Source organism: Peribacillus sp. NPDC097197 (assembly GCF_050278025.1).
Classification (GTDB): Bacteria; Bacillota; Bacilli; order Bacillales; family DSM-1321; genus Peribacillus.
The window spans coordinates 298,081-312,791 of sequence record NZ_JBNNST010000002.1 but is presented as its reverse complement, the minus strand read 5'-3'; the positions used below and the strand labels follow the sequence as shown (position 1 = coordinate 312,791).

14 protein-coding genes and 1 other RNA gene are annotated in these 14,711 nt (G+C 39.8%); 13 read left to right on the top strand and 2 right to left on the bottom strand.

All coding sequences use genetic code 11. The features are described 5' to 3' along the window. Positions 1-26: 26 nt before the first annotated feature. Entirely contained in the window at positions 27-638 is a 612-nt protein-coding gene (gene recU, locus ACQKL6_RS03905) for a Holliday junction resolvase RecU (protein ID WP_402869109.1), read from the bottom strand. Positions 639-791: 153 nt separating this feature from the next. Between recU and ACQKL6_RS03900 the strand changes: the two genes are divergently transcribed. The 4 genes from ACQKL6_RS03900 (at position 792) to ACQKL6_RS03885 (ending at position 3,521) form a co-directional block, all read left to right on the top strand. After that, positions 792-1,730, top strand: a complete 939-nt coding sequence (locus ACQKL6_RS03900; protein WP_427650612.1) for a DUF2515 family protein — start codon at positions 792-794, stop codon at positions 1,728-1,730. Between the two features lie 349 nt (positions 1,731-2,079). Then, positions 2,080-2,349, top strand: a complete 270-nt coding sequence (locus ACQKL6_RS03895; protein WP_402869107.1) for a hypothetical protein — start codon at positions 2,080-2,082, stop codon at positions 2,347-2,349. Positions 2,350-2,431: 82 nt separating this feature from the next. Next, positions 2,432-2,800 carry a YppE family protein gene (locus ACQKL6_RS03890; RefSeq protein WP_402956741.1) on the top strand — a complete coding sequence of 123 codons (369 nt, stop codon included), beginning with the start codon at positions 2,432-2,434 and terminating at the stop codon, positions 2,798-2,800. Positions 2,801-2,876: 76 nt separating this feature from the next. Beyond that, positions 2,877-3,521, top strand: a complete 645-nt coding sequence (locus ACQKL6_RS03885; RefSeq protein ID WP_427650611.1) for a YppG family protein — start codon at positions 2,877-2,879, stop codon at positions 3,519-3,521. Positions 3,522-3,593: 72 nt separating this feature from the next. Here ACQKL6_RS03885 and ACQKL6_RS03880 read toward each other — a convergent pair whose 3' ends face one another. Continuing rightward, entirely contained in the window at positions 3,594-4,058 is a 465-nt protein-coding gene (locus tag ACQKL6_RS03880; protein ID WP_402869100.1) for an Hsp20/alpha crystallin family protein, read from the bottom strand. A 140-nt stretch (positions 4,059-4,198) separates the two neighbouring features. Between ACQKL6_RS03880 and ACQKL6_RS03875 the strand changes: the two genes are divergently transcribed. The 9 genes from ACQKL6_RS03875 (at position 4,199) to ACQKL6_RS03835 (ending at position 14,677) form a co-directional block, all read left to right on the top strand. Continuing rightward, entirely contained in the window at positions 4,199-4,966 is a 768-nt protein-coding gene (locus tag ACQKL6_RS03875) for an alpha/beta fold hydrolase (RefSeq protein ID WP_402869098.1), read from the top strand. A 155-nt stretch (positions 4,967-5,121) separates the two neighbouring features. Then, positions 5,122-7,368: a DEAD/DEAH box helicase gene (locus ACQKL6_RS03870; RefSeq protein WP_427650670.1), complete on the top strand. Its 2,247-nt coding sequence runs from the start codon at positions 5,122-5,124 to the stop codon at positions 7,366-7,368. 130 nt (positions 7,369-7,498) lie between these two features. Further along, positions 7,499-8,737, top strand: coding sequence for a ribonuclease H-like domain-containing protein (locus ACQKL6_RS03865; RefSeq protein ID WP_427650609.1), 1,239 nt, complete (start codon positions 7,499-7,501; stop codon positions 8,735-8,737). A gap of 437 nt (positions 8,738-9,174) precedes the next feature. Further along, on the top strand, positions 9,175-9,663 hold the full coding sequence (locus tag ACQKL6_RS03860; protein WP_403079397.1) for a CotD family spore coat protein: 489 nt from the start codon (positions 9,175-9,177) through the stop codon (positions 9,661-9,663). A gap of 67 nt (positions 9,664-9,730) precedes the next feature. Further along, entirely contained in the window at positions 9,731-10,282 is a 552-nt protein-coding gene (locus tag ACQKL6_RS03855; protein WP_402869092.1) for a DUF1273 domain-containing protein, read from the top strand. Between the two features lie 206 nt (positions 10,283-10,488). After that, positions 10,489-10,800, top strand: coding sequence for a cell division regulator GpsB (gene gpsB, locus ACQKL6_RS03850; protein WP_402869090.1), 312 nt, complete (start codon positions 10,489-10,491; stop codon positions 10,798-10,800). Positions 10,801-10,877: 77 nt separating this feature from the next. Then, positions 10,878-11,266: RNase P RNA component class B (rnpB, locus tag ACQKL6_RS03845), an RNA gene on the top strand. Between the two features lie 181 nt (positions 11,267-11,447). Continuing rightward, positions 11,448-13,532 (top strand): sensor domain-containing protein, encoded by a 2,085-nt coding sequence (locus tag ACQKL6_RS03840; protein ID WP_427650606.1) that lies wholly within the window; start codon positions 11,448-11,450, stop codon positions 13,530-13,532. Then, entirely contained in the window at positions 13,529-14,677 is a 1,149-nt protein-coding gene (locus ACQKL6_RS03835) for a THUMP domain-containing class I SAM-dependent RNA methyltransferase (RefSeq protein WP_402869085.1), read from the top strand. Before ACQKL6_RS03840 ends, ACQKL6_RS03835 begins: the two co-directional genes overlap by 4 nt. Positions 14,678-14,711: the final 34 nt, after the last annotated feature.

Here is a 14,711-nt window from a genome sequence, read left to right as displayed (position 1 = left end):
AGCTAACCTGCCTTTCTAGAAAAAAACTAAAAATTTTCTGCGATAAGTAAATCTACTACTTTAATATAGTCAATTCTCGGTTGAAAGCCAAGCGCAATCTTCTTTGAACTGGTCTTGACCTCTTCAAGGGTAATGGATTTGCGTCCACCGTCTTTCATCCGATTCCAATACAACACCAGTTGTTCGGAGCTCATTAAGTATATACTATCCGTCGCAGAAAAGCGGATAATAACAAATGCAATTCCATCATGCTGAACGATTTGCTTCATATGTTCAACTTGGTGTTCGTGAAAATTCTTGAGAGGGAAAGAGTTCCTATTTTTTGTTTCCTTGGCCTCAAAATCAATATATCTACCTTTATAGACCCCATTGTAATCCGTGGTCGATGCTTGCTTGAAGTAAGCTTCTTTAATAACGGCAGCACTTCTTTTGGGATAGTGGACATCCACAATTTGTACGGGTGTCGGCTTTTTATGTATGACAGCAATCCCGTGCGCTAAATAATACTGATTGGTTTCATTCAAATCATCCTCTAATGTTTTTCCACGATTACTGTAACTGAACTTCTTTAGTGGACTTTTCCTTTCTTTCATGGGCTGCGGTACGAACTTCCGTCCGTTGGGATAATTGAATGCCACTTTTACCCCTCCTTTTTTTTCACCTATCTATATTAGCAAAAAAAGAATCCAAAATGTGAATAAAAAGAATTGTTTCTTAGAACGATAGGATTTAACAATTGAAAAATGTCATAATTCCTGGAAATGGTGGTTCTTATGTATCAGATTACAAGCATGGAAAAGCAATTGTTATCTATTATAAAAGGTCAAACTGCTAAATGGAACAAAGATAATATATCCAGAACCCAAGCTTATGAAAAATTCTTCCTACTTCATCCTGAAATAAAATGGTCCTTTCTAGCAGGGATGGTTTCCCGTAATGCAGGTTGGAATATGTGTGATCTTAAAGGGGTCTGGTATTCGCAATTATTAGGTTCTAAATATAAACGTCAGTTATTCCTTGCTTACGAAGAAGCGAATTGGCGGATTTTTGAGGATGCCTATCCGCAGTTACTCATCTATCATTATTCGACGAAATTTAAGCGCCCTTTGTTTCACTTATGTCCATATTTTTTTATTACTGATTTCATCATAAATGAGTGGTACTCTTTTTGGGAGGATGGAAATCAGGAAAGATTAATCACCGCCCTTATTATAAATGAACAGAATATCATTGAACCCATCATAAAAAAGCGATCTCTCGTATTTCATTCCATCTTATTTTTTCTACAGGATTGTATGCATTTTAGCACCGTATTATTTCCCACATGTAAAGGGGTGTTATATGGCGCATCCGTTTCTCATTTTCGGAATCTAGATGAAAGAATCGAATTGGGGAAAAGATTGGCTGATCTTCTTTTTAGGAAAGAGCTTTTTCCATTATTTTTGGAATTCGCCAGTCGAACGGAGCCGACCGGATCGAGGTTTGATTATGAACAGTACAGAAAGATACCCAGGCTACATGAAACGCCGATGCTGCGTATGGTTTATCCAATCATCGATCATCATCCCATTCTCCCGGAGAAATGGTGTATAAAGAAAAGATTAAAAAAAGAATGGTTTTTCGAACCGCAGTGGAAAGAAAATCCTCTTTTGACCGATTGGTTCGATCGTAAACAAAAACAATTGCATACGGTCATCTTGCTCAAAAAGCTGGTCTTGAAAAAGAAGTAGGGAAGGCGATGTTTCCGCCTTCCCTGATGTGTGGTCATACCCCTATTCGTTTAGGTAGAGGGTTTGTTTTCACCACTAAGTTTTGGATTACCTTTTCCTGCCTTTTCTGCCGGCGGCTTTTGTCGTTTTTCGTTTTTTTGCTGTCTGCTTTCATTCGACTGCAAATAAATCACCTCCTGCTTGTATTCTTGTTTAAAATGGCCAGCTTCATTCGCTCCATATTGTCGAAGGCCCCTATAAATTAAGAAAATTACACTTTCTTTGCCGATTCCCTTCTAGTTTTGTCAACCTAGAAGGGCTTTTTATTTAAAAAAAGAATAGTAACAGGTATAGAATGGGAGGGGTCAGCATGATCAATAAAAGTGTAGCAACAGAAGAAATTTTAAGTATGATAGCTGAAATCAGTACCAGTCTGGATCAATTGGAAAATGCTTATGGTGAGACCATGAATACGGCTCGTTGTAAGCTATGGGCGGAGCAGCACAATTTAGTGGATGACGCACAGGAAGCGATGGAGAAAGCCGGGGATTTCTTGGTTGAGACAGAAGAAATAAGCCGACCTTATCCCGTTAAATCAATAAAATCAATGATGGTACCCAAAATTTTAGCAGAAGTTTAAGTGTATAAGTATGAGTCGCTAGAATTTCATTTTTTCATCAATTCGATTATACTGTTGGAAACATGCTACGGAGGAATTCATCGTGCAAAAAGAGAAACTTCAAAAATTAACCGAACAATTAATACATTACGTAAGTCAAGCGAATGAAATTTATGAAAGTGTTCGAAAGGAAGGAATAGAAAAAGACTTCTTTACGGAGGTCAAGCCGTTTGCCGATCAAGTCCAAGCAAATTGTGCGGAATGGGAGCATGGTATAAAAGAGTGGATGAAAGAAACGCCATTCAAACATCTATTTCCTGAGCAAATCGAACAAACGGCCAATAATCTTTCGGATGTCGCGGTTCAGGCATTCTTTCCGAAGACCAGCTATAAACGGTTTAAAAGCCATGTTCAATCCATTGAGTATATCCTTCACAATGTGAAATCAGAAGTGGACAGATTACTATCATGATCTTCCAAACACTAAAATCCTCTTTTTTCATATAATAATGGAACCATGTCAGGAAAAAAGAGGAGACGCATAGAACATGATGAGATCGGATTATAATCCTGTCTTCCCTAATCAAGAGCAGTACCCGCAATCCATGCCTGAATACTGGGGGGGATATCAGCAACCAATGCAATACCCTCAGCAGTCACCCATTCAGGACCCGAATATGCACCATTACTCTCCCCAGTATAATGGAGGCTTGGTGCCACCCTATCAAGACCCATACCAGCAACCTGCCTTTCCATCCTACCAACCGGTGCCACAACAGGCCATGAATACAGGGGCGGCCCCGGGCAGTAGTGTAATGCAGCCGATGCCACCGAATCAGACAATGCCACCCATGTCACCAATGCCACCTATTCAGACTATGTACCCCAATCAACAAATGCCTGTCAATCAATACATGCCAAAACAAACTCAAGGCTTCAACCCTTTTGATAACCCGCTACAGCCGACGAAACGACCTCCGCAAATGCAACAACAAGTTTATAACCCATATCCAAAACAACAATTCATGCAAAAGCAGCAGCCTTCGGGAATTAAGTCTGTCATGAACCAATTTAAAACACAGGACGGATCGATGGACATTACAAAAATGATGAATACAGCTGGACAAATGATGAATACGGTCTCTCAAGTTTCTTCGATGGTCAAGGGAGTAGGGGGGTTCTTCAAAGTTTAGATGGGTAAAATAAAAAAGTAGACGTAAAAAGTGACCCAGCCACTTTTTACGTCTACTTAAGTTTGCCCTAATTCAATCGTTGATCTCAATTCGATTCCCTTTCACTTTAGGCAGATTAAGCGTTAGGATGCCATCGCGATGCCTAGCCCTTACATTTTGTTCATCGATTGGTTTTAAAAAGGAAATGGTTTTTGTTAACTGACTAGATGATTGCGTATTTTGAATGAAGCCTGGGGGTTGGCGAAACTTTTCCCCTACTTTGGACTTCGTGGAGATGGTCACGGATTGTGGCAATAAATCGATGGAAATTTGGCTCCTGGGAATACCGGGCAAGCTTGCGGTAAGGATATATTCCGAATTTGTTTCATCAAGGTAGATGGGGAAAGTTTGTTCTTTAGCTGAGCCAAAGAATCCGTCCAGGGACTGTAGCATGCCTCTGGCGGGCCTTTCAGAGAACAAACGATCCATTTTGTTAATGAAGTGGGTAAAAGGTTCTTTTCTTTCTTGGGGTTGATCATTCTTTTCAAAAGGGGTCATCACGGTCCTCCTATCTAAAAAACTCCTTTGCCTATAGGCTATGTAGAGGCTAAAGATGTGTGAATGGACATAAGTGGTTTAGATATAGACCCACGGGGAATAACAATATTAAACATAATCTTGGGGATGGGGGATTGAAGATGACTGGAAGCAGTAATTTATCATACATAGATCGAGGCGAAGGAAAAGATACACTATTGTTTATTCATGGATTTTGCGGGAGCCATGAATATTGGCAGAAGCTAATTCCAAACTTGCAGAAAAAGTATAGAGTCATTGCGGTCGACCTGCGTGGCCATGGAGCAAGCGAATCGAATGTAACATCTTTTTCTATTGAAGATATGGCTGAGGATATTGCACTCTTTTTAGAAGACCAGGATATCGAGCAGGTATATTTATTCGGGCATTCTCTAGGAGGCTATATAACTTTGGCCTTTGCTGAGAAGTTCCCGGAAAAATTGAACGGATTCTCACTTATTCATTCTACTGCTTTTCCGGATGATGAGGGAGGGAAGGAAGGGCGCATGAAGGCAGTTGAAAAAATTGAGGCTGATGGTATGCCGCCTTTCATTGATGGACTCATCCCTAAGTTATTTGCGGATTCCAATGACCCTCAAATCGAGCAGGTTAAGAGGATTGGATATCAAACGAGGGAAACAGCGGCAATTGGATCGTTACATGCTATGAGAAATAGAAAAGATAAAAATTACGTCTTACAGGATACCAAGCTACCAGTCCTTTTGGTCGCAGGTGAAAAGGATAAAGTCATCGCCCCGGAAAAGACCTTTTCCATAAAGGGTAAGAATATAAAAGAGGTAGTCCTAGAAGGATGCGGCCATATGGGAATGCTTGAAGACCCTGAAAGGCTTGCGAGTGAAATTGAACATTTCATTGAAGAAGTCAAATAGTAGAAGGTGAAAATTTTATCAATTGGTGAAAGCTAAAATTACGCTAACTATGGACCTAAGCAGTTTTTGGTCTTTTTTTGTTTGGCAGTATATCCCAACTGGTCAACCAAACGTTTATTCGGTAAACTATTATGTACAAAGAGGTGACTAGTATGATTGGAAAGAAATCACTTTCGGAATTAATAAAAGAATTAAGGGAAAATGAAAATATCATTAATTGGCATGAAATTGAACCGCGGGAAGCGAAGACGAGACCGTTGCCTTCCAGCGTTGACGATAGAATTAAAAATGCTTTGCAAAAAAGAGGGATTGGTGACCTGTATAGCCATCAATACACAGCATATGAAACATTGAGGAAAGGAGAAAATATTGTAGCCGTAACCCCTACGGCTTCGGGAAAAACACTATGTTATAACCTTCCAGTGTTACAATCCATTGCAGAAAATGGGGAAAACCGTGCGTTGTATATTTTCCCGACTAAAGCTCTAGCCCAAGATCAGAAAAGCGAACTGAACGAGATAATCAGTGAAATGGGGATAGACATCAAAAGCTACACCTACGATGGGGATACTTCGCCTGCCATTCGCCAGGTGGTGAGAAAGGCTGGTCATATCGTGATTACAAACCCGGATATGTTGCATTCGGCCATTTTACCGCATCATACAAAGTGGGTGAGTCTCTTTGAAAATCTCAAGTATGTCGTCATTGATGAACTCCATACATATAGGGGCGTGTTTGGAAGCCATGTTGCCAATGTCATTAGAAGGTTGAAACGAATCTGTGAATTTTATGGAAGTAATCCGATCTTTATATGTACATCCGCTACAATCGCCAACCCGAAGGAATTGGCGGAGCAGCTAACTGGTAATCCCATGCGCTTAATAGATGATAACGGAGCGCCTAGCGGTAGAAAACACTTCGTTTTTTATAATCCGCCAATTGTTAATAAGCCCTTGAACATCAGGAAAAGTGCAACTGTAGAGGTTAACAACCTAGCAAAGGAATTCTTGAAGAATAAAATCCAGACCATCGTTTTTGCTCGTAGCCGAGTTAGAGTGGAAATCATATTAAGTCATTTGCAGGACCTCGTGAAAGGTCAAATCGGGTCGAAATCCATTAGGGGCTATCGCGGAGGATATCTCCCAAAACAAAGAAGGGAAATAGAACGGGGCTTAAGGGAAGGCGATATTCTAGGTGTTGTCAGTACGAACGCTTTAGAATTGGGAGTGGATATAGGGCAGTTACAGGTATGTGTCATGACAGGATACCCGGGAAGTGTGGCGAGTACATGGCAACAGGCTGGGAGAGCAGGGAGAAGGCATGGGGAAGCTTTGATACTGATGGTGGCAAGTTCTACCCCCATAGATCAGTACATTGTACAAAATCCAGAATACTTTTTTGACCGTTCTCCTGAATCGGCCCGGATTAATCCGGAAAACTTAATTATTCTGGTTGACCATTTAAAGTGTGCCGCTTACGAACTCCCTTTTAAGGAAAATGAAGAATTTGGTCCCTTGGATGTGAAAGAAATTTTGGAGTATCTAGTGGAAGAAAGGGTTATTCACCAAAATGGTGATACATTCTACTGGGCCAATCAATCTTTCCCGGCTGGAAATATCAGTTTACGGTCTGCGTCCCAAGAAAATGTCGTTATAGTCGATCAATCAGAAACGGCAAATGTAAAAATAATCGGGGAAATGGATAGGTTTAGCGCTATGACACTCCTACATGATGAGGCAATTTATTTACATGAAGGAGTCCAATATCAAGTTGAAAAACTAGATTGGGAACATAAAAAGGCATATGTGCGGGAAGTGGACGTGGAATATTACACAGATGCAAACTTAGCCGTACAGCTAAAAGTACTGGAAATAGATAAAACGGTCAATACGAGGGAATCGTCAATCAATTATGGCGATGTTAGCATCAATATCTTACCAAGCATCTTTAAAAAGATAAAACTAACGACATTTGAAAACATAGGGTCAGGTCCCATTTACTTACCAGAGGAAGAACTGCATACTAGCGCAACTTGGTTGGAAATAAAAGAAGTTGATTCCACACTTGGCGAAAAAACACTGGAGCAGCTCCTACAAGGGGTTGCTAATGTTTTGGGACACGTAGTTCCCATTCTTGTTATGTGCGATAGGAATGATATCCATGTTGTTGCCCAAATAAAAGCGGCACATACCCAGCTACCCACTATATTTATGTACGATCATTATCCAGGTGGAATAGGGCTAGCTGAAGATGTTTATAAGCGTTTTGACCAGGTGAAAGAGGCAGCGAAGAATCTTATAAGAAAATGCCCATGCAAAGATGGGTGCCCTTCATGTATAGGGACTGAAATAGAAGGGGTACGTGCCAAAAAGAGAAGTGTGGAGTTGCTAGACCAATTTTAGTTGAAAGAAAGAACGAGTTAATTTTAAAGCTCTCCGGATGTTGAACCTGTATTTTCGGTAAAACCATTCAATGGCCGGATTACATGAATAGAGGTGTAGCTTTTTGTCATTGAAAAATAAACTGAATCGCATGAAGCCCCATATGAACCATGAAACACAAGATAGACAACCACTGATAAAGGAATGCGACGACATGGTGAAAACTGACATTCCATTTCTTGAAAAGTGGCTTGGAAATGACACGAGTGCCTACCATTTTGATGGAGATTATTGCTTCGTCCGTGAAGTTCGTTATCCCTTGGAACATAAACATGGTTTGTATTCGTTCCTGGAGTTGAAGGGGATAGTAAAGGCATGGAATCAATCTTCTGTAGAGCACCCCTTGTCTGCTAAAGGGATTAAGGGCGAAGATCTCTTTTTCTTTGATACGGAAACGACAGGACTAGGTGGTGGGGCAGGCAACACCATCTTTTTACTGGGTTACGCTTATTTTGAAGGGGATGAAGTCGTCGTCAAACAGCATATCCTGCCCCAGCCTGGTAGCGAGGTCCCGCTTTACCAAAGCTTTCTTGAGAACATCAATTATGAAACACTTGTTACGTATAATGGAAAGGCATTTGACTGGCCACAGTTAAAATCAAGGCATACCTTGATAAAGGAACATGTCCCGAAGCTTCCGGAATTCGGTCACTTTGATTTATATCATGCTTCAAGACGGCTCTGGAAAGATAAATTAGAACGAGTGAAATTATCTGCAGTGGAAACGGACATTTTAGGGTTTGAACGCGAAGATGATATCCCAGGGTACTTGGCACCAATGATTTATTTCGATTTTGTTGAACGGAAGAATCCGGACATTCTTTTTGGAATCATGAAACATAATGAATTGGATATTTTATCGCTAATCACCTTGTATATTCACTTGTCCCGAAAAATCCTACAAATGGACGGATATACGGAAGAATCATTGGAGATTGCCCGTTGGTTCGCCTACTTAGGGAAAAAGGAAGACTCTGTGGAGGCGTATGAAAAAATAAGGGAAGTCGGAAATGAGGAAGACCGGATCTCGGCAGGTCATGCAATAGCTTTTCAGAAAAAGAAACAAGGGAAATATGACGAGGCACTTACAATCTGGAAGGAAGTAGCGTTAAATGGGATACCTCGGATGAGGATTCAGGCTCAGATAGAATGCGCAAAAATTTTGGAGCACCAATCCAAGAATCCCGCTGCTGCCCTTACTTGTACCAAGAAGGCATATCAAGAAATGCTGGAAATGGGCAATGGGAATAGGCTGAACTTGGAGAAAAAACTTTTGGAATTAGAAAAAAGGATGTTGCGGCTTGAAAGGAAAAATAGACTCCTACATTAAAAGCTCTAATGATTAATAAGTAACTACCAATTGCCAAATTCTTCTTGTGATAAAAATGTAGTAAACAAGTATTGTAGCCTCAAGTCATAATGTGTAAAATGATAGTCGTCGAGGATGAATGTAGAAACATCCATCCGTTCAATAAATTTAATAGTGAAAGCGGAGCGAAGAAATGTATAAAACCACATTATTTCTATTTTTTGTTGTCCTATGTTTGACGATTGTTTTATTTACATCATTAAAAGATAGTTTTTATTCTTTTTTATAAAAAGCACGAGGTAAAGCTGCCCACATAAGATGAAAGGTAGTTTGAATTTTCCTTGATTATTGGATTAATTGATATAAATAGGTTATTTCATCAGTACACGTCTACCCTTTTTTTCATAGTCTGTAATGGTAAGGCAAAACTTATCTTGATGAAAGGGGACGAATTATATATGTATTTTCGTAATTGTGGGGGATATCACTCAAATGTAATGGGAGCACACTCAAATGTAATGGGAGCACACTCCAATGTAATGGGGGCACAATCCAATGTAATGGGAGCACACTCCAATGTAATGGGGGCACAATCCAATGTGATGGGAGCAAAATCCAATGTAATGGGGGCACAATCCAATGTGATGGGAGCGCAACACTATCCGACTGCTGTTTCTCCAGTACATGGTCAAACCCAGGCTCTTCCTACGCAAACGGCACCGGCACAAGTATCTCCTACTCAGCAATACGTAAACACAAATGTATCTAATACAGTGATTCCTGTTATTCACCCATCTCATACAACAACGGTTAATAAACATTGCAACACATATAAACACTATTTCCCGCATACTCAATCTGTAGTGAACGAGTGTTACACTCAAAACTTGATTTGTGGTATGCCACCAGTCAATCCTTGCTGCCCACCTAGGCAATTTGGATACTGAAAAAATTAAGGGCCTAATAAGCCCTTATTTTTCTTACATAATGTCTGAAAGGGGGAGTGGTCTTTAGATGAAGGTTTTGTATCTAACTGGTTATAAAGCATTCGAATTAGGGATATTTAAAAATGATCATGAAGGCGTACAATACATAAAAAAAGCGATTAGGCAACGGCTCATTCCCTTAGTCGAGGATGGACTTGAATGGGTGATCATTTCCGGCCAGTTAGGATCGGAGCTATGGGGGGCTGAGGTGGTATTCGAGGTGAAAGAGGAGTACCCTTCCTTAAAATTGGGTGTGCTTACTCCTTTTTTGAATCAGGAAGAGTCATGGAATGAGACGAATCAGGATTTCTACCGTTCCATTTTGACACGTGCCGACTTTGTCGAATCAATTTTCAAGAAGCCTTATGAAGGACCACAGCAGTTGAAAGTTAAAAATCGTTACATGGTCAAGAAAAGTGATGCCATGTTGATTGTTTTCGATCCTGAAAAGGAAGGATCTGCAAAATATCCATATTATGAAGCCATGAAAAAAGCGGAATCCCTAGCCTATCCCATTTACCAGATTAGCTTTGACGATTTGCAGCAAGTAGCGGAAGAGGATAACTGGGCTAACGATTAAACCATAAAGCAATAAATCATGGACTAAATGTTGTTTCCAGAGCATAATCATATTATGATGAAAATTAGAAACAAAAGGTAGTCCTGCAAGTCGTAAAAAATTTGTCCTTATTTTAAATAAAAATGTGTTTGTTTGACAAATCCAAGCAGATTTGAAAAAATAATAAAAAGTCGATTGTATTGGCGAAAGTATTGAGGTGAAGTCTTATGCTATCCGATAAGATAAAATTAACGGCTAAAGATATTCTTGAAAAAGATTTTAAAACGGCTATGCGAGGTTATAAACCTGAAGATGTAGACCAGTTTCTAGATCTTATCATCAAGGATTATGAAGTGTTTCATCAGGAAATTGAAGATCTTAAACAAGAAAATCTTAAATTGAAAAAACAAACCGAAGAGAATCCGAAACGTCCGAGTCAACCTGCTCCAGGAGCAACTCCTGGTACTACAAACTTTGATATTTTAAAACGGTTATCCAACTTAGAAAAGCATGTCTTTGGAAATAAACTGTTCGATTAATTGCTTGGTTTTATTTCTTTTTTGAAATTGTATTGTGTTTTATTTGTTTATGGGTTATAATCATTAATGTTATGTTAACGTTTGGGTAATTGCTGCTGCATTTATGCAGTTGAGGAAAGTCCATGCTCGCACGGGCTGAGATGCCCGTAGTGTTCGTGCCTGGCGAAAAAATAAGCTTGGGCAGCAGTCTTTGACTGTTGACGGCCGGGAAAATGCCTAAGTCCTTTTGGATATGGCATGAATACCTATAAAAGTGCCACAGTGACGGAGCCTTTGCAGAAATGCAAAGGGTGGAACGAGGTAAACCCCACGAGCGAGAAACCCAAATTAATGGTAGGGGCGCTTTCTTCCTTGGAATTGAACGAGGAGAAGGACAGAAGCATTGCTTCTGTAGATAGATGATTACCGCCGAAGTACGAGACGCAAGTCGCTTGCAGTACTGAGGAACAAAACATGGCTTACAGAACGTTACCATATAACAATTAAAGAACAACTCTCCTTGTGAAAGGAGAGTTTTTGTTTTGTTTATGAAATTTTATCTAATCTAAATATGTCAAAACAATGTCGGATTTCCCCTTCTTAACACTACGTGTGTAAAATACTTTATCATGGAAGTATAAACTAGTGTACTATCGGAGGTTTTCAACATGAGGGATATGCAGGTTGGTTTTCCGGAAGTGTTTTCATTGGCTGATACCATGCTGCAGCAAATGCAGGAGGGGGCTTTGGTCTATACTGAAGAAGGATTAATTATCCAATGGAATAAGGCGGCGGAGAAAATTATCGGATACTCTGATTTTAAACAATGTGGCCATTTATTTCCTTCTTTATTTGCCAGTGAGCATGAGGTTGAAATGATGAGTAAGGAATTACGAAGTAGTCAATCCTATACTGGCTCTCCAATTATGATCCGTAAAAATGGAGAGCGATTTAAAAGTAAAATGAAAATTAGTGGAATCTCATTAAAGGGACAAATGTTTTACTCTGTTATTTTTGATCATCATGATTTTCGGGTAAGGGAAGAAACAGAAAGGATCCTTGCTGAAAAAATTTTCATGAATATTGAAGAGAGTGTCTTATATACGGACAAGCATGGTGTCATTCTATCCGTGAACCCAGCCTTTCAAATCGTGACAGGATATACAGAAGAAGAGGCAGTTGGAAAAAAGCCAAATATTCTTCAATCCGGATATCATAAAAAAGATTTTTATGATGCCATGTGGAAAGAGATAGGGGAATGTGGAAGATGGAGCGGAGAAATCTGGAATAGACGAAAAAATGGTGAGGTTTTCCTTGAGTGGTTAACGATTCTTGCCATTACGAATGAATCTGGAGAAGTCACACACTATGTTGCGTTGTTTTCTGATATCACCGATAGGAAGCATCAGGAAAATCAACTGCAAAAACTGATTCGGTATGATGCTTTGACAGGAATGGCTAACCGTTCTTTATTGAATGAAGAGCTGTGCCGCTTAATCGAAATGTCTGAAAAATACAATCAAACACTCGCTGTGTTACACTTAGACCTTGCACGATTTAAAGCGATTAATGAAACACTAGGTCATGGATATGGGGATTTATTGCTGAAAAAAGTTGCAGCAAGAATAAAGAGAATGTTGAAAAACGAAAATGTGATTGCACGAATTGGCGGCGACGAGTTTATCATTGTCTTGCCCCATTTAAAGCATGTAAAAGAAGCTGTCCACGTCTCTGAGGATGTCATTTCAACACTCAAACAGCCTTTTTATTTATATGACGAAGAGGTATATACATCAGTTAGTGTAGGAATTAGTTTATATCCCTTTGATGGCTCACAGGTTGAAACATTATTAATAAATGCTGAAAAATCGTTACAAAAAGCGAAGGCCAATGGGGTTAATAGCTTTGAATTATATCATGAAGATTTACAAACGGGGAATGATACCCGGAGAAGAACAATAGAAAATAGGCTACATACAGCAATCGAAAACAACGAGCTTCAGGTTCACTATCATCCGCAGGTCCATCTTGAAACAGGGAAAGTGGTGGGTGTGGAAGCACTCCTGCGTTGGAGTGTTCCTGAATTAGGACAGGTTTCTCCTGCTGAGTTCATTCCTATTGCGGAAGAAACGGGACTGATCATCCCAATCAGCCATTGGGTCATTAAACAGGCATGTGAGGAAATTAGAAAATTCCATATTTCTAGGTATCCTGATTTAAAGGTAAGTATCAATATATCAGGATTGCATTTCACCCAGGAAAACTTTGCGAAAGAAGTCATTGGCCTCATACAAGACACTAACATCAATCCCCATCGTGTGGAGTTGGAATTGACCGAAAGCATAATCATGCCTAATGCCCAGAATTCGATAAAAAAATTAGTCGCACTCAAGCAACAAGGATTTAAATTGTCCATTGATGATTTTGGGACTGGTTATTCATCATTGAGTTACTTGCGAAAATTCCCTATTGATACTCTTAAAATCGATCAAAGTTTTATTAAAAACGTAGATAATGACAAAGATGACTCGGCAATAGTGATAGCGATTATTACTATGGCTAAGACGCTTAATCTGGAAATCATAGCAGAAGGCGTGGAACTTAAAAAGCAAGTAGACTTTTTGAAAACGCAAAAGTGTGATATCATTCAAGGGTTTTACTTGTCAAAACCGTTACCCGTTACTGAATTGCATGACTTTTTGGAAATGTGGAAACCGATTTTGATTATAGGAAAGAAGGTGCATGACGAATGAAACAATTCGATATTATTGCAACATCAGCAATGGGATTGGAATCTATTGTTGCAAAGGAAGTCCGTGACTTGGGTTACGACTGTGAAGTTGAAAACGGAAAAATTATGTACAAAGGGGACCAAATGGCCATAGCCCGCTCTAATTTATGGTTACGTAGTGCCGATCGTGTGAAAATTAAGGTCGCTGAATTCAAGGCGTATTCCTTTGATGAGCTGTTTGAAAAAACCAAAGCCTTGAATTGGGAAGATTACCTATCTGTAGATGTTGAGTTTCCAGTCAGCGGTAAATCAGTTAAATCCCAGTTGTATAGTGTTCCTGATTGTCAGGCCATCGTGAAAAAAGCGATTGTCGATCGATTGAAAAGTAAGTATAAGCAAGTTTCCTGGTTTGAAGAGACAGGCCCATTATTTAAAATTGAAGTATCGATTTTAAAAGATTTAGTAACACTTACGATAGATACATCAGGAGCTGGATTACATAAACGTGGCTACCGCACTGGGCAAGGTGAAGCACCTCTTAAAGAAACCTTGGCGGCAGCGTTGGTAATGCTCACGAACTGGAAACCAGATAAACCATTCATCGACCCATTCTGTGGTTCCGGGACGATTCCTATTGAAGCGGCATTGATTGGACAGAATATTGCTCCTGGATTTAACCGTGACTTCATTTCCGAAACCTGGTCTTGGATGGATAGCAAGGTTTGGGATGAAGCGAGAACCGAAGCTGAGGATTTGGCTGATTACGATCAGTATTTGGATATTTCAGGATGTGATATTGATCACCGCATGGTCGAAATCTCAAAAGCCAATAGTTTCGAAGCAGGTCTTGGAGATTTGATTGATTTCAAACAAATGCAGGTGAGGGATATCTCGACGAGGAAGGAATATGGCGTCATTGTGGGGAACCCACCATATGGGGAACGTCTTGGTGAAAAGAAAGCCGTTGAGCAGATGTATAAAGAGATGGGAGAGGCATTTAAAAAGCTTGATACATGGTCTATTTACATGATTACCTCAAACCCGGACTTTGAACAGTTTTATGGGAAACCAGCTACGAAAAAAAGGAAGCTGTTCAATGGATTCATTAGGACGGACTTTTATCAATATTGGGGAAAAAGGCCGGCAAGACAACCTAGAGGCGAATAAGTAGGTATAATATAATATAAGATTTTGAAAAGTC

Bases quoted from the DNA above. Each gene is read 5' to 3' on its own strand.
- ACQKL6_RS03900 (WP_427650612.1), top strand. From the start codon at position 792: ATGGAAAAGCAATTGTTATCTATTATAAAAGGTCAAACTGCTAAATGG.
- ACQKL6_RS03895 (WP_402869107.1), top strand. From the start codon at position 2,080: ATGATCAATAAAAGTGTAGCAACAGAAGAAATTTTAAGTATGATAGCT.
- ACQKL6_RS03885 (WP_427650611.1), top strand. From the start codon at position 2,877: ATGATGAGATCGGATTATAATCCTGTCTTCCCTAATCAAGAGCAGTAC.
- ACQKL6_RS03880 (WP_402869100.1), bottom strand. From the start codon at position 4,058: ATGACCCCTTTTGAAAAGAATGATCAACCCCAAGAAAGAAAAGAACCT.
- ACQKL6_RS03875 (WP_402869098.1), top strand. From the start codon at position 4,199: ATGACTGGAAGCAGTAATTTATCATACATAGATCGAGGCGAAGGAAAA.
- ACQKL6_RS03865 (WP_427650609.1), top strand. From the start codon at position 7,499: ATGAAGCCCCATATGAACCATGAAACACAAGATAGACAACCACTGATA.
- ACQKL6_RS03860 (WP_403079397.1), top strand. From the start codon at position 9,175: ATGTATTTTCGTAATTGTGGGGGATATCACTCAAATGTAATGGGAGCA.
- ACQKL6_RS03855 (WP_402869092.1), top strand. From the start codon at position 9,731: ATGAAGGTTTTGTATCTAACTGGTTATAAAGCATTCGAATTAGGGATA.
- gpsB (WP_402869090.1), top strand. From the start codon at position 10,489: ATGCTATCCGATAAGATAAAATTAACGGCTAAAGATATTCTTGAAAAA.
- ACQKL6_RS03840 (WP_427650606.1), top strand. From the start codon at position 11,448: ATGAGGGATATGCAGGTTGGTTTTCCGGAAGTGTTTTCATTGGCTGAT.
- ACQKL6_RS03835 (WP_402869085.1), top strand. From the start codon at position 13,529: ATGAAACAATTCGATATTATTGCAACATCAGCAATGGGATTGGAATCT.